The sequence below is a fragment of the Streptomyces oceani genome (genome assembly GCF_001751245.1).
Taxonomy (GTDB): Bacteria; Actinomycetota; Actinomycetes; order Streptomycetales; family Streptomycetaceae; genus Streptomyces; species Streptomyces oceani.
This window is the reverse complement of record NZ_LJGU01000161.1, coordinates 23,868-43,125: the sequence shown is the minus strand read 5'-3', so window position 1 is coordinate 43,125 and position 19,258 is coordinate 23,868. Positions and strand designations below refer to the sequence as shown.

19 protein-coding genes are annotated in these 19,258 nt (G+C 72.0%); 10 read left to right on the top strand and 9 right to left on the bottom strand.

Going from position 1 to position 19,258, the window contains the following annotated elements; all coding sequences use genetic code 11:
* Positions 1-88: 88 nt before the first annotated feature.
* From AN216_RS25540 to AN216_RS25530, 3 genes are all read right to left on the bottom strand, one after another.
* Entirely contained in the window at positions 89-3,199 is a 3,111-nt protein-coding gene (locus tag AN216_RS25540) for an AAA family ATPase (protein WP_070199094.1), read from the bottom strand.
* Complete coding sequence (locus AN216_RS25535) at positions 3,196-4,362, bottom strand: exonuclease SbcCD subunit D (protein WP_070199093.1); 1,167 nt, start codon at positions 4,360-4,362, stop codon at positions 3,196-3,198. Before AN216_RS25535 ends, AN216_RS25540 begins: the two co-directional genes overlap by 4 nt.
* 100 nt (positions 4,363-4,462) lie before the next feature.
* The gene (locus tag AN216_RS25530) at positions 4,463-5,110 is read right to left on the bottom strand and encodes a YigZ family protein (protein WP_070199092.1); all 648 of its coding nucleotides are present in this window, start codon (positions 5,108-5,110) and stop codon (positions 4,463-4,465) included.
* A gap of 142 nt (positions 5,111-5,252) precedes the next feature.
* On the opposite strand from AN216_RS25530, the gene AN216_RS25525 reads away from it, so the two are divergent.
* Complete coding sequence (locus tag AN216_RS25525) at positions 5,253-5,672, top strand: CoA-binding protein (RefSeq protein WP_070199091.1); 420 nt, start codon at positions 5,253-5,255, stop codon at positions 5,670-5,672.
* A gap of 61 nt (positions 5,673-5,733) precedes the next feature.
* Here the strand turns inward: AN216_RS25525 and AN216_RS25520 are convergent, their stop codons facing one another.
* Entirely contained in the window at positions 5,734-6,306 is a 573-nt protein-coding gene (locus tag AN216_RS25520) for a helix-turn-helix domain-containing protein (protein WP_070199090.1), read from the bottom strand.
* A gap of 99 nt (positions 6,307-6,405) precedes the next feature.
* On the opposite strand from AN216_RS25520, the gene AN216_RS25515 reads away from it, so the two are divergent.
* Complete coding sequence (locus AN216_RS25515) at positions 6,406-7,272, top strand: DMT family transporter (RefSeq protein ID WP_070199089.1); 867 nt, start codon at positions 6,406-6,408, stop codon at positions 7,270-7,272.
* A gap of 78 nt (positions 7,273-7,350) precedes the next feature.
* Here AN216_RS25515 and AN216_RS25510 read toward each other — a convergent pair whose 3' ends face one another.
* Positions 7,351-8,142, bottom strand: a complete 792-nt coding sequence (locus tag AN216_RS25510) for an acyltransferase (protein ID WP_070199104.1) — start codon at positions 8,140-8,142, stop codon at positions 7,351-7,353.
* A 170-nt stretch (positions 8,143-8,312) separates the two neighbouring features.
* Between AN216_RS25510 and AN216_RS25505 the strand changes: the two genes are divergently transcribed.
* Positions 8,313-8,858, top strand: coding sequence for a gamma carbonic anhydrase family protein (locus tag AN216_RS25505; protein WP_070199088.1), 546 nt, complete (start codon positions 8,313-8,315; stop codon positions 8,856-8,858).
* A 196-nt stretch (positions 8,859-9,054) separates the two neighbouring features.
* Positions 9,055-9,900, top strand: coding sequence for a spermidine synthase (locus tag AN216_RS25500; RefSeq protein WP_070199103.1), 846 nt, complete (start codon positions 9,055-9,057; stop codon positions 9,898-9,900).
* 38 nt (positions 9,901-9,938) lie between these two features.
* Here the strand turns inward: AN216_RS25500 and AN216_RS25495 are convergent, their stop codons facing one another.
* Positions 9,939-11,054 carry a DUF8017 domain-containing protein gene (locus AN216_RS25495; RefSeq protein WP_070199087.1) on the bottom strand — a complete coding sequence of 372 codons (1,116 nt, stop codon included), beginning with the start codon at positions 11,052-11,054 and terminating at the stop codon, positions 9,939-9,941.
* A gap of 123 nt (positions 11,055-11,177) precedes the next feature.
* Here AN216_RS25495 and AN216_RS25490 point away from each other — a divergent pair, with 123 nt between their 5' ends.
* From AN216_RS25490 to AN216_RS25475, 4 genes are all read left to right on the top strand, one after another.
* Positions 11,178-11,633 (top strand): YiiD C-terminal domain-containing protein, encoded by a 456-nt coding sequence (locus tag AN216_RS25490; protein WP_070199086.1) that lies wholly within the window; start codon positions 11,178-11,180, stop codon positions 11,631-11,633.
* Positions 11,634-11,738: 105 nt separating this feature from the next.
* The gene (locus tag AN216_RS25485; protein WP_070199085.1) at positions 11,739-12,476 is read left to right on the top strand and encodes a TVP38/TMEM64 family protein; all 738 of its coding nucleotides are present in this window, start codon (positions 11,739-11,741) and stop codon (positions 12,474-12,476) included.
* Between the two features lie 435 nt (positions 12,477-12,911).
* The gene (locus tag AN216_RS25480) at positions 12,912-13,793 is read left to right on the top strand and encodes an undecaprenyl-diphosphate phosphatase (RefSeq protein ID WP_070199084.1); all 882 of its coding nucleotides are present in this window, start codon (positions 12,912-12,914) and stop codon (positions 13,791-13,793) included.
* 75 nt (positions 13,794-13,868) lie between these two features.
* A complete protein-coding gene (locus AN216_RS25475; protein WP_070199083.1) occupies positions 13,869-14,072 on the top strand; it encodes a hypothetical protein in 204 nt (67 codons plus the stop codon).
* Positions 14,073-14,173: 101 nt separating this feature from the next.
* On the opposite strand, the gene AN216_RS25470 is transcribed toward AN216_RS25475, so the two are convergent.
* Positions 14,174-15,367, bottom strand: a complete 1,194-nt coding sequence (locus AN216_RS25470) for a CapA family protein (protein ID WP_070199082.1) — start codon at positions 15,365-15,367, stop codon at positions 14,174-14,176.
* A 273-nt stretch (positions 15,368-15,640) separates the two neighbouring features.
* Here AN216_RS25470 and AN216_RS25465 point away from each other — a divergent pair, with 273 nt between their 5' ends.
* Entirely contained in the window at positions 15,641-16,681 is a 1,041-nt protein-coding gene (locus AN216_RS25465; protein WP_070199081.1) for a DMT family transporter, read from the top strand.
* Between the two features lie 17 nt (positions 16,682-16,698).
* Here AN216_RS25465 and AN216_RS30560 read toward each other — a convergent pair whose 3' ends face one another.
* Entirely contained in the window at positions 16,699-17,613 is a 915-nt protein-coding gene (locus AN216_RS30560; RefSeq protein WP_070199080.1) for a Gfo/Idh/MocA family protein, read from the bottom strand.
* 351 nt (positions 17,614-17,964) lie between these two features.
* On the opposite strand from AN216_RS30560, the gene AN216_RS28810 reads away from it, so the two are divergent.
* Positions 17,965-18,459: a hypothetical protein gene (locus tag AN216_RS28810; protein ID WP_139141001.1), complete on the top strand. Its 495-nt coding sequence runs from the start codon at positions 17,965-17,967 to the stop codon at positions 18,457-18,459.
* A gap of 15 nt (positions 18,460-18,474) precedes the next feature.
* On the opposite strand, the gene ung is transcribed toward AN216_RS28810, so the two are convergent.
* Positions 18,475-19,155 (bottom strand): uracil-DNA glycosylase, encoded by a 681-nt coding sequence (gene ung / locus AN216_RS25455; protein ID WP_070199079.1) that lies wholly within the window; start codon positions 19,153-19,155, stop codon positions 18,475-18,477.
* Between the last annotated feature and the right edge of the window lie 103 nt (positions 19,156-19,258).

Below are 19,258 nucleotides of genomic sequence, written 5' to 3'. Positions count from 1 at the left end.
GATCCCCGGGGGCACACCACGGCTCGTGAAACGGCACGCACGGGGCGAGCGAGCGGGCAGCCGTCGGGGGCGGGGTGCCCGCTTGGGCTCACCCGCCGCTCGGTGCCGTACGTCGGCGTACGGACGAGCCCTCGCGGGTCTTGTGCACCTGGAGCTGGGCGGGAACGCGGGAGCGGAGCTCGGCGACATGGCTGACGATGCCCACGCTGCGGTCCTGCTCCCGCAGCGAGTCCAGCACGTCCAGGACCTCTTCCAGGGTCTCCTGATCGAGGCTGCCGAAGCCCTCGTCGATGAAGAGGGTGTCCAGTGGCGTGCCGCCCGCCTCCTCGGTGACCACGTCCGCGAGACCGAGGGCCAGCGCCAGAGAGGCGAAGAAGGTCTCCCCGCCGGAGAGGGTAGCGGTGTCCCGCTCCTTCCCCGTCCAGGCGTCGACGACGTGCAGTCCCAGCCCGGAGCGGCCTCGGCCGTGGGTGCGCCGCGCCGAGTGCACGAGGGTGTAGCGGCCCGCGGACATCCTGGCCAGGCGCACGCTGGCGGCCGCGGCGACCTGCTCCAGACGGGCGGTGAGGACGTAGGTCTCCAACCGCATCCGGCGTTCGTTCTCCGTGGAGGTGCCGGTGGCCAACTGGGACAGGGCGGTGATCCGCTCGTGCGCCGCACGCAGCGTGGCATGCCGGCTCACCTGGGCGGTGGCCCGGGCACTGAGCCGTTCGAGTTCCGTACGTCGATGGAGCGCGGCGTCCTCGGTGGCGGACGCCTCCCGCAGGTCGGCGGTGGCGGCGGTGACGCGGGACTGCTCCGCCTCCGGGTCCGCTGGGTCGCTCGCCCCCGCCTCGGTCAGCTGCTCGTCGGCCAGTTCGGCGGTGACGGCCTGTTCAGCCGCCTGCCAGGTCTCGAGCCGCTGTTGTGTGTGACGCCGGGTGGGCTCGTCCAGCACCGCGTCTGCGGCGTCCTCCCCACCGTCGAACCCGGCCCGCTCAGCCGCTTCCGCCAGCCGCCGCTCGGCCTCGGCCAGCCGCTCGGCCGAGGCCCGGGCCGCACGAGCGGCCTGCGCCGCCGCGCAGAGCAGTTCCGCGTGATGCTCCAGCGCGGCAGCGCGCTCGGCGATGTCGCCGGTGTCCGCCCCGGTTCGCCCCAACTGCTCGGCCAGGGCCGCTCGCTCGTGTGACAGTGCCTCCCGGCGGGAGGTGCGGGCGGCGGCCCGCTGCTCGGCGGCGTGCTGCCGGGCGGTGCGCCGCTGGTGTTCTCCCTCGGCCCGCTCCAGGCACTCCCGCGCCGCGTGCGCGTCGGCGGCCTCCGCGTGGGCAGCCCGGTGGTGTGCGGTGAGTCGCTCCATCTCGTCCGCCGCCGCGGAGACGCTGTCGTCGCCGCATTCGGCACGGACCGCGGCGAGCTGTTCCTCCACCGTGCGCAGTCGCTGGCTGGCGTCCTCCCGTGCCCGCTCGGCACGCCGGTGGTCAGCGAGAGCCGTATTCTCCGCGGACTCCGCGGACTGGCCCGGCTCTCCCTGGTCCGGCCAGGCGGGCGCGGGATGTTCGGCGCTGCCACAGACGGCGCACGGCTCGCCCGGCCGCAGCTTTCTGGCGAGTTCCGTCGCGATGCCGCGCAGTCGCGTGTCCTTGAGCCCGAGCCAGCGTTCGTACGCGCTGGTTGCCCGCTCCCGTGCCTCGAGCAACGCCTCCTCGGCAGCCTGGACTTCACCCTGGAGAACGTCCCGCCGGCGAGCGGCGGACAACCGGCGGCCCGCCGGTTCGAGCTGGCCCGCGAGGTGTTCCGCGCGGGTCGCCGCGTCCAGCGCCCGCTCGACCCGGCGCTGGTGTGCCTGTCGGGTCGTCTCCCAGTCGTCCAGCCACTCTTGGGCCTCCCGCAGAGCCTCCTCCGCTCGCTGGGACTCCTCCTCCAGTTCCGCGACTTCGATGTCGATGGCCCTGATCCGCCGCTCCGCGTGCCGGGCGGCCTCCAGACCGCCCAGCTCTTGCCGTGCCGCACCCGCCAGCTCGTCGAGCCGGACGGCGTCGGCGCGGGCCTGGTCGGTCGGCAGTCCGGCCCGATGCTCCCGCTCCGCCGCTCGGGCGGCGGTGTCCTCCGCGGTGGCGGTGGCACGCGACGACAGGAGCGGGGTCACCGCGTCGGCCGCTCGGGCGCGGGCCAGCCGTTCCCCCTCACGCTTCCGCTCCGGCTCGCTGGCGCGGAGCTGTTCGAGACGCCGCACCGCCGCGGCGTGGCGCTGCTGACGTCGGGCTAGCTCCCGGCTTTCCTCCAGCCGTCCCACGGCCGCGGTGTGCCGCTCCTCGGCCGCGCGGGCGGCCAGGGTCGCGCACTCGAGCCACTCCCGTGCGTCTGCCCGCGCGAGGGCGGCTCCGATCAGCACCGCGCTCCAGAGCTGCGGGGTACCTGTGTCGTCGTCCGGCCCCTGCCCGGCCGTACGCTGGTCCGGCACCCCGTCCCGGCCACGCCGCCGCCCGGCGGCAGAGCCACCGTCCGGGGCCTTCGGGGCGCCGGCGAACGCGTCCAGACCGTGCCCCGGTCCCGCGGCCTGCCGCATCCGCTGGGCGAGGGCCAGCAGTTCCTCGTCCGCGTGTCGCACCCGGGCCTGCGTCTCCTTGCGCATGCCGGTGAGTTCGTCCTCGATGACGGCGAACCGCCCGGTGTGGAACAAGCGGCCGAGCAGCTTGGCCCGCTCCTCCGCGCCCGCGCGCAGGAAGCGGGCGAAGTCTCCCTGCGGCAGGAGCGCGACCTGGCAGAACTGGTCCCTGCTCATCCCCAGCAGGTGACCGATCTCGGCACCGATCTCCTGGTGGGAACGGCTCAACGGACGCCATTCCCCCGACCCGGCGTACTCACGCAGTGCCGCGTGGGCACGCTCCCTGGTGGTGCCCGTGCCGGTCTTCTTGGGTCGCCACTGCTCGGGCCGACGAGTGATCTCCAGGCGCCGGCCGGCCACGGTGACATCCAACACCACCTCGGTGAGCGTGTCCGGCGCGGCGTGGTCACTGCGCAGGGTGCCGCCCGGCTGCTGTCGGCTGCCGGGCACCCCGCCGTACAGCGCGAAGCAGACCGCGTCCAGCAGCGAGGTCTTCCCGGCGCCGGTCGCACCGTGCAGCAGGAAGAGACCCTCGGCGCAGAGGGCGTCGAAGTCGACGTGCTGTGTCCCCCGGAAGGGGCCGAACGCCGTCAGGGTGAGTCGGTGCGGCCTCATCGCACGGTCTCGCTCTCGGTGTCCCTCAGGCGCGCCGCGTCCAGTGCCTCGGTCAGCAGGCGACGCTCCTCGGCGTCGGCCGCCCGACCCTGCCGCACGTGCCGCACGAAGTCCTCGGTAATCTGCTGGTCGTTGCGCCCGCGCAGGCGGTCGGTGTAACTGGCGCCGTCCTGCGCGCCGTCGTCCGCCGGGTCGAAGACCAGTTGGAGGACGTGCGGGAAGCGGGCGCCGAGTCTGGCCATCGGCTCGCGGGGGCGGGACGGGTCGGTGAGAGTGGCCTCCACCCAGGAGTCCTCGTGCGGCGCGTACTCCGGCTTCTCCAACAGCTCCTCGAGGGTGCCGCGAAGCCGGGCGAGCGGCCGCGGCACCGGGCAGGACAGACGCTCGGCCCGCGGGACGCCGTCGGCCTCGAGGTCCACGAGCCACAGGGACTTGGTGTGCCGCGCCTCCGAGAAGGAGTACGCCAACGGGGAGCCGGAGTAGCGCACCCGGTCGGTGAGGACCTGGCAGCCGTGCAGATGTCCCAGCGCGGCGTAGTCCACGCCGTCGAACACCGAGGCGGGCACGGAACCGACACCGCCCACGCTGATGTCCCGCTCGCTGTCCGAGACTTCACCGCCGGTGACGAAGGCGTGTGCCAGGACGACGGACCGGGTGTGCCCGGGGCGGCGCGCCAGGTCGGCGCGCACCCGCGTCATGGCGGCTTCCAGCACCGCGGTGTGGCCGCGCCCGGTTGCCCCGAGCTCCTCGCGCACCAGGGCTGGTTCGAGGTACGGCAGGCCGTAGCACGCGACGTCGCCGTGTCGGTCGGACAGCACGACGGGGCTGTCGCAGTGCGCCGGGTCGGTGCGCAGATGGATGCCGGCCCGCCCGATCAGTCCGGCACCGACACCGAGCCGCCGGGCGGAGTCGTGGTTGCCCGAGATCATGACGGTGGGCACGCCGAGCGCGGCCAGCCGGTGCAGTACGTCGTCGAAGAGCTCCACGGCGGCCAGCGGCGGCACGGCACGGTCGTAGACATCCCCGGCGACGAGGACGGCGTCGACCTCGTGCCGCTGTGCCGTCGCCACCAGGTGGTCCAGGAAGTCCCGCTGGGCGTCCAGGAGACTCACTCGGTGAAAGCTCCGGCCCAGATGCCAGTCGGAGGTGTGCAGCAGACGCATGGTCAACGACCCTACGGGCCGGGTGTGACAACGCGGAGATCGACGGTGTCCGGGCCGGTGCTCCGGTGTTGCCGGGCACCCGGCTTCGGGGCCTGTAGCCTCATGCCCGGTGGTGCGTGCCACCGGACTCGTACGCCTCACCGCCCAGCGTCACGGAGGCCGTGCCCGCGCTGGCGTCGGCCAGCCAGCTCCGGAAGGCGTCCAACTCGGTTTCGGGAACACCCAGGTCGATGGCCACCAGCGCGTCGTACCGAACCTCGCGGACGGTTCGGCCGGCCGCCCGCAGGTCGTTCTCCAGACGGCCGGCGCGCTGGTGGTCCACGGTGACGGTGACCAGCCGGTGCCGGCGTCGGGTGACGGTGCCGAGCGTGTCCAGGGCCTCCCCCACGGCGCCCGAGTAGGCGCGGATGAGGCCACCGGCGCCGAGTTTCGTGCCGCCGAACCAGCGGGAGACGACGGCGGCCGCGTACCGGATCTCACGGCGCGTCAGCATCTGCAGCATGGGGGCGCCGGCGGTCCCGCCGGGCTCTCCGTCGTCGCCGGAGCGCTGGATCGCGGCATCCGTGCCGAGGACGTACGCCCAGCAGTGGTGGCTCGCGGTCGGATGCTGCCGGCGGACGCGGGCGAGGAACGCCTGCGCCTGTTCCTCGTCGGCCACCGGCGCCAGCGCGCAGCGGAAGCGCGAACGGTTGACTTCCGTCTCGTGCACGCCCTCGGAGGCCACGGTCACGTACTGGTCCTGCTGCATCCGACAAGCCTATGCCGCCGCCCGTACGCGCCTCGTCGCGGACGCGTAAGGGCCTCCGGGCGCGGGCGTACGAGCGGACGCGCCGGCGCGCACCCGCACACGCGCCGGGGAATGCGCGCGCTGGCGCGGGAGTTCCCGGGACATGTACGCGGACACGGAATCTGTACGGCGCGTCCTCACGGACCTCGGTGACACCTGGGCCGTGGTCGGGCTGTCCGGCAACCAGCGGCGGGACGCCTACGGCGTGGCCGCCACCCTGCGCGAGTTCGGCAAACGCGTGGTGCCCGTGCACCCCAGGGCCGAGACGGTCCTCGGAGAGCGAGGGTACGCGTCGCTCGCGGACGTCCCCTTCCCGGTCGACGTCGTCGATGTCTTCGTCAACTCCACGCTCGCCGGCGAGGTGGCCGACCAGGCGGTACGGGCGGGCGCCCGGGCCGTCTGGTTCCAGCTGGGTGTGATCGACGAGGCGGCCATGGAACGCACGCGCGCGGCGGGCCTGGAGGTGGTCATGGACCGCTGCCCGCGGATCGAGATCCCGCGGCTGGAGCACGCTCGCGGCTGAGCGGGCCGTCGAGCCACCGTCCGGTGCCGGACGTTTTCCCGTCCGTCCCACGGGAGCGGCCTCAGCGGGGCGGTGGCACCGCGACCGCCATGGTCATCTCGACCGGTTCCGCACCGTCGTTGCGATAGCCGTGCGGCACGTCCGACTCGAAGGAGGCGGAGGTGCCGCACGGCACGGAGTATTCGAGACCGTCCGCGACCAACGTGAGTTCACCGGCGCTCACGTGGACCAATTCGGTCGTGCCCGCCGGGTGCGGGTCCGAGAGGCTGTGGTCCCCCGGCATCAGCCGCCAGGACCACAGTTCCAGGGGCCCGGGGGCCTCCGCCCCGGCCAACAGCGTGCTGTGGCTGCCCGCATCGCTCGCCCAGAGCCGTACCGCCTGTTCCGGAGGGACCAGCCGCACCCGAGGGACCTGATCGAAGTCCAGCAACGTGGTGATGCTGACTCCCAACGCGTCGCCCACCTTGACGACTGTGCCGACGCTGGGGTTCGTACGTGCCTGCTCGATCTGGATCAGCATGCCGCGGCTGACACCGGCCCGAGCGGCGAGGGCGTCGAGGGTGAAGCCACGCTCCTGCCGCCAGCGCTTGAGGTTCCGCGCCAGGGACTGCGTGAGGTGGTCGAGGTCCGTCACGAATACCTCATCCAGTGTGATGAATTTGGAAGTACATTATGTTGCACTAGTCTCTACTGCACTCCCCCGTTCAGCACAGCGTACTGCGAGGTGTCGCCGATGACCGCCGTCCTGGCACTGACCACCAGCCTCATGTGGGGACTGGCCGACTTCGGCGGTGGGCTACTGACGCGACGCATGTCGGCCCTGACCGTGGTGGTGGCCTCCCAGACGCTCGCCACCGTGGTGCTGGGCGCGCTCGTCCTCGCCACCGGGAGCTGGAGCGAATGGGGGCCGCAGTTGTGGTTCGCCGTGGCGGCGGGCGTTGTCGGCCCGGTGGCGATGCTGGCCTTCTACCGTGCGCTCGCGCAGGGACCGATGGGGGTCGTCTCGCCGTTGGCTTCGCTGGCTGTGCTGGTCCCGGTGGGCGCGGGACTCGCCCTGGGCGCGCGACCGGGCTGGCTCCAGGGTGCCGGTCTGCTGATCGCGCTCACCGGCGTGGTGCTGGCCGGCGGGCCGGAACTGCGTGGGGAGCCGGTGCAGCGGCGGACCCTGGCTCTGACCCTGGTCGCGGCGTTCGGCTTCGGCGCCGTGCTGGCGCTGATCGAGCACGCGTCGACCAACCTCGCCGGCCTGTTCCTCGCGCTTTTCGTCCAACGCGTCTGCAACGTCGCGATAGGCGGCGCGGCGCTGCTCGCGCAGGCCCGCCGGGACACCCCGACACTGCCCCAGGAGGGTCGACCGGCGCTGCTGGCGGCGCTGCCCGCGCTGGCCTTCGTGGGACTCGCCGACGTCGCGGCCAACGGCACCTACATGGTGGCCGCGCAAACCGGGCCGGTGATGGTGGCCGCGGTCCTGGCCTCGCTCTATCCGCTGGTCACGGCGCTCGCCGCGCGCGGCTTCCTCCAGGAGCGACTGCGCGGCGTCCAGGCCGTCGGTGCCGGGGTCGCGTTGGCCGGCAGCATCCTGCTGGGCACGGCGGGCTGACCCTGGCCAGCGCCCGTGTGCTCCGCGGCGAGGCGGCCACTGAAGACCGCGGCACGGTCCGGGTAACCGGTCGGCGGCTCACCATACTTCGCCCGGTACGCCCGAGCCGGTGCTCCGGTCGGATCCCGAATTTGTGCCCCCCTCCGGGGACTCGGCCGGCTCGAACGAGCGGGCCAGGCCGGCGAGCTGGCGTGGCGTCACCCCTTCCGGGACCGGCACCGGCGCCGGCGTACGCAGCGGCGGCTGCCAACCCAGCTCCGGGTCCCAGCGACGTACGACGCGGGCCGGCGCGCCCGCCGCCACCGCGTGGTCCGGGACCTCGCCGCGCACCACCGCGCCGGCGGCCACGACGACGTTACGGCCGAGCCGCGCGCCCGGCAGGATCACGGCTCCGGCACCGAGCCAACTGCCGGCCCCGATCTCCACGGGCGCGGTGCGGGGCCACTGTTTTCCAACGGGCTGGTGCGGATCGTCGTACGAGTGGTTGGTGGAGGTGATGTAGACGTACGGGCCACAGAAGACGTCGTTCCCCACCCGTACCGTGGTGTCGGCGATCACGTGACTGCCCCGCCCCAGCACCACGCCGTCGCCCAGGCACAACAGGGTGTCCGGGCCGAGGTCCAGGTCCGGCATGAGCCCGGCGGTGAGGGTGACGTCCTGACCGATCACACAGTGCTCGCCGATCTCGATCCACGGCGCACCGAAGATCGTGCCCTGCGGGAAGGCGAGCCGGCTGCCGGCACCGAGGGCCGCGAAGTCGTACGGTCCCGGCCGCCGCGGGGTCACCGCGCCCAACCGCCGTGTCCCCCGCCACACGCCGTGCACCGCGCGGGAGGCCAGGGCGGCACACGCGTTCTTGAACGAGGGCATCCGCTCACGGTAGTCGCCCCGGCGCGGAATGGCAGCCGACGAGCGTGTGATCTGCCGCCCACCGGCCGCGCGCGAGCCGACCCGGCAGGCGTAGGTTGGACGGTGCGAGGACGGCGGCCGGCACGCGGCCGGCACGTGCTCGATCCTGCGGAGGGAAGTGGGCAGTGGCTATGACAGGGCTGGACGCGGTGATCGCGGAAGTGGGCGGCGGGCGCCCCGAGACGCACCCGGAGGCGTTCACCGCGGTGACGTCCGTCGTGGTGGGGGACGTACGCCTGGCCGCCGGATCCAGCGTCTGGTACGGCGCGGTGCTGCGCGGCGACTGTGACACGATCACCCTTGGCGGGGACAGCAACGTCCAGGACAATTCGACGGTGCACGCCGATCCCGGCTTCCCGGCCCGGATCGGCGAACGGGTGTCGGTGGGGCACAACGCCGTGCTCCACGGTTGCACCGTCGAGGATGACGTACTGGTCGGTATGGGCGCGACGGTGCTCAACGGCGCCCGGATCGGCGCTGGTTCGCTGATCGCCGCGCAGGCGCTGGTGCCCCAGGGCATGGAGGTACCAGCCAGTACGCTGGTGGCCGGAGTCCCCGCCACGGTGAGGCGCGAGTTGACCGCTGAGGAGCGCGAGGGCGTCAAGGCGAACGCGGCGGTGTACCGCGCGCTGGCACAACAGCATCGCGAAGCGGGACTGGCCCGGCCTCGGGGCTGATCGAGCCCGCTCGCCGCCGCACCCCACGCGGGCGCGTCCGAACGGTCCTGGAGCCGGTACGCGTACGAAGTCCCGCGATCCCGTGGGCGAGAAGGTCCGACCATGCCGGCACGGCGACCGGGACGGCAGCACGACGGAGGAAGCGCATGAGCACCACGGCCCCCGGCGTCCGCGCTCGGCCAGCGGGCGCGGCGCGGTGAACGCGCCGAAGCCGGTGAGCCGGACGGTGGCGGGCGGCGTCGCCAAGCTGCTGCCGGATGTCGACCGGCCACGGGCATGGCTGCTCACGGTGGACGACGCCCCACAGTCGTACGTGGACCTCGACGACCCGCTGCGGCTGGAGTTCGAGTACACCCGCATGCTGGCGCACGTGCTGGAGTTGGCCGAGCCGGCGGGCGAGCCACTGGACGTGCTGCACCTCGGCGGCGGTGGTCTCACCCTTCCCCGGTACGCCGCGGTCCAACGCCCGGGCTCCCGACAGCGGGTGGTCGAATCGGATCGCGCGCTGCTCGACTTCGTCACCAGCCGGCTCCCGCCGCCGGCCGACGCGGCGATCGCGCTGGAAGCCACGGACGCGCGGCTCGCGGTGGAGCGCGGTCCGTCCGGGAGCGCCGACCTGGTGATCGCCGACGTGTTCGGCGGCCCCCGGATTCCCGGTCACGTCACCACACTTCCGTACGCGCGCGCCGCGGCCGGGGTGCTGCGTCCGCACGGCATCCACGCCATGAACCTCGCGGACACCACGCCGTTTCGCTTCCTCTCCTCCCAGGTCGCCACGTTCGCGGCGGCCTTCGCGCACGTCGCACTGCTGGCCGAGCCGGCCGTCCTGCGCGGACGACGGTTCGGCAACATCGTCCTGCTCGCCTCGGCCAGCCCCCTGCCCGTCACCGCGCTCGCCCGGCGTGCGGCCGCCGACCCCTTCCCCGCCCGGGTCGAGTTCGGGCCGATGCTGCGGCGGTTCCTGGAGGGCGGCTCGCCGGTGAGCGACGCGCGGGCGGTACCGTCCCCGGAGCCGCCCGAGGGGTCCTTCAGCATCGACTGACCGTCAGCGCCCCGGAGTCACGCCGACCGGGGGGCTGGTCAGCCCCGCGGGTCGACACCCACCTCGGGTTCGCCGGAAGAGCGCAGGCTCTGCATCATCTTCTTGACGTCCGAGTTCGGCACCTCGTCCTTGACGCCCTTGTCGGAGAGCAGAACCCAGATGACGAGATCGTCGTTGGAGTTGATCCAGGACACGGCGACGGACTTGGCGGAGCCCACGTCACACTTGTCCTTCTTGGGCGCCCCGGTGACGGTCGCCGTCGCCACGTGCCCCTTGACGCCGTGCTCGTTGCTGAACTTCTTGGGCTCGGAGACCTTCAGCTTCCCCTTCTGCTTCTGGTCGTAGCCGGCGATCACCCAGTTACCGGCCGCGATCTTGGCCGCTTCCTTCGAACTCTTCGCCCCCTGGGCGCCCTTGCTGCCGACCAGGGCCCGCTCACTGGTCTCGTCCGGGTCACCGGAGTCGCACCAGTCCTTCTTGAAGAAGGCGGGAGCGGACATGGTCACCAGGGGCTCGCTCGTGTCCCCCTTGGTGAAACCGGTGAGGTAGCTGTCGCCGGCGACCTCCCAGTCGTCCGTCTTCGGCACGTCGAAAGCCGTGTAGTGCTTCGGGTTGACCACGGACTGCCAGCCGGGGATGACGGGGTCGCTGGGGTCCTTGGACTTCGTCGGGCTGGGCTCCGGCTTGCCCGAGGGCTTCTCCTCCGCTGCGGAGGAGTTACCGCCCCCGGCCTTGTCGGGTGTCTCCTCGTCGTCACCCTGCATGAGGAACACACCCGTGATGACCGCGGCGGCGACCACCGCGACGGCCGTCACGATGGCGATGGCCGCGGTCTTGTTCCGGCCGCCCCCCTGCTGCGGCTGGGGAGCGCCGGGCATCGTGCTCGCACCCCACTGCTGCGCTCCCGGCGGGGCGTACGACTGCTCGGGCGCCGGCTGTTGCGGGTAGCCGTATCCCGGTTGCTGGGGCTGCCCGGGTTGTTGCGGGTAGCCGTATCCCGGTTGCTGGGGCTGCCCGGCCTGCGGGGGTTGCCCAGACTGCCCGGGCTGCGGCGGCTGTTGGTACGGGTTCGGCTGCTGGTATCCGGGTTGCTGGTACGGGTTCGGCTGCTGCGGATTCTGGTTCTCACCAGACTGCTGGTCTCCTGGCCACATGGCCGACAACCCTATGGGCGCCTCAAGACCGAGGCCATGCCGGGCCGCATTTCGGTACCCAGCCGGTACCTGACCGCGAGAGTCCCACGAGGACCGAGCATTACTCACTGGTAACATTTGGCCATGACCACAGAACCCACACCGGCGATCGGTGCGCTGATGCTGTCCATGGTCCCCATGACCCGGACGCTCGACCTCGAGTTCGTCGAAACGAGCCCCACCCGCGCCGTCGTCGAACTGCCCGACCAGGAGGCGTACCACAATCATTTGGGAGGGCCGCACGCCGGCGCCATGTTCACCCTCGCCGAATCGGCGAGCGGCGCCATCGTCCTCGCGGCCTTCGAGGAACAACTCTCCCGGGCCGTGCCGCTGGCCGTACGCGCCGAGATCAGCTACCAGAAGCTGGCCAAGGGCCACATCACCGCCACCGCCACACTCGACCGCCCCGCCTCCGAGGTGGTCGCGGAGCTGGACCAGGGGGAGCGCCCGGAGTTTCCCGTACGGGTCTCGCTGACCCGCGCGGACGGCGGCGTGACGGGCGAGATGACGATCGTGTGGACTCTGCGCCCCAACGACTGACCGGCCTCCGACCGGGTTCGGCCCGCGGTTTCCCGGCCGAGGGTTAGATTGCTCACGGGCACTCGGCGGAGCGGACCCCGCGCCCGGTCGGTTAGCCTCCGAGTAATGTCCGTCCCCGTTGTGACGACCGAGGGCCTCCAGGCCCGATTCGTACGTACGCTGCTGGCCCCCTGGTGCCGCTTCGGCTTCCTGGTCCTGCTGCTGGCCCTCGCGGCCTCGGGCATGCTGGTGTACGAGCCACAGCGCTACCTGACCAGCGGCTGGCTCGAGCAGCTCTCCGGGCCGGTGGCGATCATGCTGTTCCTGGCGGCGTACTGCGCGTGCACGACCACGTTCGTACCCCGACCGTTCCTCAACCTGGCCGCCGGTGCGCTCTTCGGCACCCAGGGCGGCCTGGCGATGGCGCTCGCGGGCACCGTGCTGGGCGCGGCCATGCAGTTCGGCCTCGGTCGGCTGCTGGGTCAGGGGGCCGTGCGCCCCCTGCTCCGGGCCAGGATCCTGACCGTGGCGGATCGACAGCTGAGCCAGCACGGATTCCGGTCCGTTCTGGCGATGCGGCTCTTTCCCGGCATCCCGTTCGCGGTGTCGAACTACGCCGCTTCCTTCTCCCAGATGCGGTGGTTCCCCTTCCTGAGCGCGACGGCTCTCGGCTCGGTACCCAACACCGCCGCGTACGCGGTGGCCGGCAGCGAGGCGACCTCGCCGACGTCGCCCGCGTTCCTCGTCTCCGTCGGGTTCATCGCGCTCTCCGGACTCGCCGCGGCGGTGACGGCCTGGCGCAAACGCGCCCGGCTACGGGAGCGGGGCGGGGCTCCACAGCCGGCGACAAGCCCCCAGGACTGACCGACGGCCCGTCCGGCACGGCACCGTCCCAGCGTCCGCGAGACCCCGCGTAGGCGCGCACGGACCTCCCCGCGGGCGCCCTCGTGACCTCTGCTCCGGCCTCGGCTAGGCACTCGCCGTCGGCGGTTCCCCCGCGATGAGCTGCCGCGACGCGGACCCGGACAGGCCGCGGGTCCGTCGTGGTGACCACCGGGGAACGTTACGCTGCCCCCCGAGAGGGCACGATCACTGTCTGTTCGCACCGCGGCCACGCGCGCCCGGCGTCGGCCCCGGGCCAGCCACGAGCGGGGGGTTCACCACTGCGGCCAGCAGCCGTACGCACCACATCCGCCCACACGTCGTACGCCGAACGTCCACCTGGCAGCCACACTCCGGCTCCACGCCGGGTGTCCTCTGGTCGGCCAGGGCCGAATCTTCTGGAATGGCGCAGCATTCATGTCGTGGTTCGAATCATTCGTCCTCGGACTCGTCCAGGGACTGACCGAGTTTCTTCCGATCTCCTCCAGCGCCCATCTTCGCCTCACCGCCGCGTTCGCCGGGTGGGAGGACCCGGGCGCCGCGTTCACCGCCGTCACCCAGATCGGAACCGAGACCGCGGTGTTGATCTACTTCCGGAAGGACATCGCACGGATCGTCAGCGCCTGGTTCCGCTCCCTGATCCGGAAGGCCACGCGTCACGACCACGACGCCCAGTTGGGCTGGCTGGTCATCATCGGCTCCATCCCCATCGGCGTGCTGGGCCTCACCTTCAAGGAGCAGATCGAGGGACCGTTCCGTGATCTGCGGCTGATCGCGACCACCCTCATCGGGCTGGGCATCGTGCTGGGCCTGGCCGATTGGTTCGCCGTACGCCGGGCGGAGAGCGGGCGGGGCCGCGTCGCCCGTGAGGGCAAGGGGATCGAGCAACTGACGGTGCGGGACGGCCTGCTGTACGGGCTGGCGCAGGCCATGGCACTGGTGCCCGGGGTGTCCCGCTCCGGGGCCACCATCAGCGCCGGACTGTTCATGGGGTACACCCGGGAAGCCGCGGCGCGGTACTCCTTCCTGCTGGCGATTCCCGCCGTACTCGCCTCGGGAGCGCTGGAGCTCACGGAGATCGGTGAGGGACACGTCTCCTGGGGTCCGACCGTGCTCGCCACCGTGTTGGCGTTCGCGGTGGCCTACGTGGTCATCGCGTGGTTCATGCGCTTCATCAGCACCCGCAGCTTCATGCCGTTCGTGATCTACCGGGTGCTCCTCGGCCTCCTGATCTTCGCCCTGATCGGCGCCGGCGTACTGAGTCCGCACGACGCCGAGACGGTGGGCGGCTCCGAGTAGGAGCCGTCCCGAACCGGCCGAGGAGCTTCGAGGAGCCCGGATGCGAGTCTTGGCAGGCGGGCGCATCCTGGGGGCATGACCCCTCCGATCGTGGTGCATCCGCCCGGCGACACGGGCGAGAGACGGGTCACGGCACACGCGCGGGAGCTGGGCCTGGCCCACAGCGAGGCCGATGTGACCGAGTTCCTGCGCCGTGCCGGTCTGACCCCCGAGGAGATCGACCTGCGTGACCCGAACCTGATCGAGTGGCGCGGTGGTGGTCCGGAGACCTGGGGCTGACCCACCGCTCGGGATCGCGGGTTCGTGATCGCACGGGCGGCACCCTGGCTGACCGGCTGGCCGGCTGACCGGCTCCGGTCAGTCGGCCAGCGCACGATCCGCTAGCGGCCCATGGTCAGCCCCTGGGAGGCCGCTCCCCTGCTCTGCACGGCGTCGCGAATGCGTTCGCGTGCCTTCTCGCGCGCCGGGTCGTCGGATTTCCGGCTCTCGGCGGACTGCAGGTTCACCACTCGGTGGTCCGGCTCGGTCTCCATCAGGAACGGCACGAACTCGGCCTTCCGCACCCGCCAGCTCTCCCCCCGCTCCCGCGGCGGCTCGAACCGGAACCGGGCGGCGGAGCCCATCTGGCCCCGTGGATCGTTCATCACCCCGGCGACCTGATCACCGAGGCCGTACACCACCCACGTGCCGTTGACCTTCTCGTACGCCTGCGGCACGTGGTTGTGCGTCCCGAGGATCAGGTCGATGTCACGGCGCCCGTCACTGCGCGAGCGGGTCAGCTCCTCGGCCAGCCGGAGTTGCTGTTCGTTGGGCTTCTCCTGCCACTCGTTCCCCCAGTGCATGCTGACGACGACCACGTCCGCGCCAGCCTCCCGCGCCGCCCGCGCGTCCTTGATGATCCGTTCTGGGTCGATCTTGTTCACCAGCCAGGGAGAGTCCTCGGGCACCGGGATGCCGTTGGTGGCGTAGGTGTACGCCAGCTGCGCCACCCGTGCCCCACCCGCCCGCAGCCGTGCCGGCTTCTGCCGCTCCGCGCGGGAACGGGCCGATCCGACGTGTTCCAGGCCGGCCTCGTCCATCGCTTCGAGGGTCCGTCCGACGCCCGCCCGGCCGGCGTCGAGGGTGTGGTTGGAGGCGGTGGAGCAGCTGTCGTAACCGGTGTCCTTGATGGCCTCGGCCACCTGGGGCGGGGTCCGGAACATCGGGTACCCGCTGAACGGGCCACCGTCTGGGCCGTACACCGTCTCCATGTGGCAGATCGCCAGATCCGCCTCGCTGGCCAGTGACTTCGCCCCGGCGAGCATCGGACGGAAGTCGTAGCCGGAGCCGGCGGAGTCCGCCTTGGCCTGTCGGATGATCGAGTCGTGCGCGAGGATGTCGCCGGTCGCCAGCAGCGTGAACGCTCCGCGCTCCGTGCCCTGACCGGTTTCCGGGGCGGCGGACGCCTCGCCCTTCCGCGAACCGGGAGTGTCGGCGGTCTCGGCCGCTCCGGCACCGCAGCCGGCGACGGTCCCCAGCAGCGCGGCCGCCGCCAGCAGGGCACCGGACCGTAGGTATCTGTACGTAGGGCTCACCTGTGCGCTCCTCTGTGGGATGAGCAGATAAGCCCTATAAACGTACGAACGTCTCGTATTTCGCTCGCGCAATGCCGTGCGCTAGGACGGATGGCGCAACAACTGCACACCTGAAGGGCCGGAAGAGAACAGCCCGTCGGCTCCCAGACTCAACCCGGCCGCCCGGGTACTCCGAAAGCGGTACGCCGATCTCCACTCGAAGATGACGACAGCGGCCTCCGGCGAGAGAATGATGGGAGGCATGCCCAGGAAGCTCGCCGCACCGGACTCGTCATGACCGACGTGCTGGCGGCCATCCTGCTCGCGGTGGTCTCCGCCGTGTGCTACGCCTCGGCCGCCATCGTGCAGGAACGGATCGCCGCGACCACCGCGCCCAGCAGGTACGCCCTGTTGCGTAACGGACGCTGGTGGGCGGCGGTGTTGCTCAACGGCCTCGGTGCCCTCCTGCACGTCTTCGCCCTGGGCCTCGGCCCGCTGGCCGTCGTGCAACCGCTCGGTGTGCTGACCATCGTGTTCGTCACGCCGCTGGCGGCCCTGTTCGTACGCCGGCCGGTCAGCGCGGCGGGCTGGCGGGGCGTGGCGCTGGTCTCGGTCGGGCTGGTGGCGGTCCTGTTGGTGACCGGAGCCCATCAGTCGCGGCGGCTGCGGAGCACCGAGCAGTACGCCGTGGTCGGCGTCGCCGCTGCCACGGTCGCGGTCCTGGTGCTGGTCGTCGTGGCACTCGCGGCCCGAGGCTCCCGTCGGCCTGGCGTACGCAGCGCGTTGCTGGCCACCGCCTCCGGCGTCTCGTACGGCACCGCCTCGGTGTGTGTGAAGACCGTGGCCGAGGGCTGGGCCCTCACGTCCCTCGGTACCGCCGTACCGGTGTTCGCCTTCATCGCCCTCTTCGCGGTCACCGGCCTGGCCGCCTCACAGGCGTCGTACCGTGGCGGGGGGCTCGCCGCTCCGCTGGCCACCGCCACCGTCGTGAATCCGGTGGTCGCCGCGGCGGTCGGCATCGTGCTGCTGCAGGAGGGGTTCCGTTACGGCACTCCCGGCATGGTGACCGCCCTGGTCGGAGCCCTCGTCACGGTGCACGGGCTCGGCATCCTCACCCGGGACGCCACCCGAAGAACGGCCTCCGCGAAGACACTGATCCCCAGGCCGGCCGAGGCGGGCGCACGCTCCCCGGGGGAGGAGGAGCGCTCCTCCCCCGGCACGGAGACCCGGCCGGAGGCGAGAAGGAAGGTGCCCGCCCGCGGACGCCTCGACGGGTCACGCGGAGGCACCGGCTCGGAAGCGCTGCCCTACCGTCGAGGCCGCTCCCGCCCGTGAGTCGGTGACACCCGGGGTCAATCAGCCGCGCCCACCATCGCGGACACCTCACACACGATCCGCTCGCAGAGTTCGTGGGTGCGCAGCGCGTCCCGCGCGCTGAGGACCTCACCGGCCCGTACCGCGTCGAGGAAGGTTCCCACCACTTGCTCGATGCCGCGCTGACGTGCCACTGGCACCCAGTCGCCGCGCCTGCGCACCGTCGGCTGACCCCTGTGGTCAACGATCGCCGCGAGGTCCCGCACCTCCCGTTTGGCATCCTGCCCGGACACCTCCAGGATCTCCTCCGCTGATCCGGAGAGCCGGTTCATGACCCCGAGGGCGGTGCAGCCGTCACCCGCGAGCTGGAGCACGACATGGTGCAGCAGCCCGTCCCGCAGCCGAGCCCGGACGTCGACGTGGTCTGCCGTGCCGGGCAGCAGGAACCGGAGCGTGTCGACGACGTGGATGAAGTCGTCGTAGATCATCCGGCGCGGGTCCTCGGGGAGGCCGACCCGGTGCTTCTGCAGCAGCACGAGGTCGCGCGGGTGCTCGAGACACTGGACGTAACCCGGCGCGTGACGGCGGTTGAAGCCGACCATCAGCGAGATGCCTCGGTCCTCAGCGAGCCGCACCATCCGCTCCGCGTCCGCGAGTTCGTACGCGAGCGGCTTGTCGGTGTACGTCGGAACGCCTGCTTCCAGCAACCGCGTCACCAACTCGGGGTGCGCGGAGGTGGCGGCATGGACGAAGGCCGCGTCCGGTCGCCTCTCAAGCAGGCTCTCAAGGTGGGCGTGGCGGTCCGTGCTGGGCACCCGGTAGCGCGCACCAAGCCGTTCCAGAGCGGCCGGATCACGGGTGACAAGATGCGGCTCCAGCCCCGGTTGGGCCATGAGTACGGGCAGGTAGGCCTTCTCGGCGATGTCGCCGAGTCCGATCACGCCGATCCGCACGCGAGCACTCCTGGGAAGGGTTGACGGGCCGTTGTGCCGGCAGCATACGTGTCGTGGCAGCGCGGGTAGAAGATGCCGCTGACCGGCACGGATCGGCGGGATCAGCCGGGTCGGCCCAGCCGGGCGGCGTACGGGACGTTCGGGGTCGTCTGGCGTCTCCTGGTGCCTCCCGGCGACCGAGCGGCTGCCCGTCGGCCGTTCGGTCACGGCGCCACAACGTCCCAACCGACGCGAGGCGATGGGCCGGTACCCTGCCGCCCGGCTCCGGCGCGCCGGGAGTTCGGCGCCGTCAAGCTGACTCACTCCTTCGGGGAATGGTCAGAAACCCCGCCGACGGGCAGAGTTCCCCTGGTGCGTACGACGAGAATCGCGCTGCTGACCGGGATCGCCGCCGTGGTGCTGGCGGGGTGTATGACCGTGGGGGAAGACTCCGGAAAAGCATCGCCCGCGCCTTCGACGGCCCAGAGTCGGTCGGCGGCACCCGGGGACCCGACGGCCGGGCCGCTCCCTTCCGTACGCGAAGGGCTTTCCCGTCCCGAGCCGCGCACCGCCGACCCCGGCTCGCCCACGGCCACCGGCACGCGGGACACACCGGACGCGTCGGGCGAGCCACGAGCCTCGTCTGGTTCCGCGGCCGGGGAACGGACCGCGCCCGGGCCCGACGGTGCGCCGGGACGGGAACGCTCCGACAGTCTGGGGCAGCGTCCCGCGCCGCCACCGGCCCCGGCCTCCCCGGAGGCTTCCCCCCGCCGGGTGCGCGAGCTGTGCGAACTCGGCGAACGGCACGGCGCGCTCGAGTCGCGAGAGCGGGCGGCGCAGATGTGCCGGAAGCACTACGGCGGTTGAGCGTCCGCCGAAGCGTCACGCAGTGTGGCTCGGGACGCGCCAGTCGACGGCCGGGTGCCCCATCTCGGCCAACGCGTCGTCGATCTGCGTGAACGGGCGGGTGCCGAAGAACTTCTTCGCGGACAACGGCGAGGGATGCGCGCCCTGCACCACGGCGTGCCGCCGCTGGTCGATGAGCGGGAGCTTCTTGCGTGCGTACGCTCCCCACAGCACGAACACGGCGGGCTCCGCGCGCTCGGACACCGCACGGATGACGGCGTCGGTGAAGGTCTCCCAGCCCTTGCCCTTGTGCGAGTTGGCCTCCCCCGCGCGCACGGTCAGCACCGCGTTGAGCAACAACACGCCCTGCTGGGCCCAGGGCAGCAGATATCCGTTGTCCGGCACCGGATGGCCGTACTCGTCGTGGAGTTCTCGGTAGATGTTGCGCAGGGACGGCGGCGTCCGCACCCCGGGGCGCACCGAGAAGGACAGGCCGTGGCCCTGCCCCTCGCCGTGGTAGGGGTCCTGTCCGAGCACCAGCACCCGCACCCGGTCGAACGGAGTGGCCTCCAAGGCGGCGAACACCTCGCCGCGCGGCGGATACACCGGCCCACGATCCCGCTCCCGCGCGACGAACCCGGTCAACTCCTCGAAGTACGGCTTCGCCACCTCCGCACCGAGTACGTCCTGCCAAGACGCGGGCAGCACGTCGTCCATGCCGGCACCTCCCATGCTCCTGTCACCGTCCGCGCTGTCGACGCGGTGTGGGAGAACCTACCGGTCGCCTCGGACAACGCCGGCGCTGTCGGGTGTCGGCTGC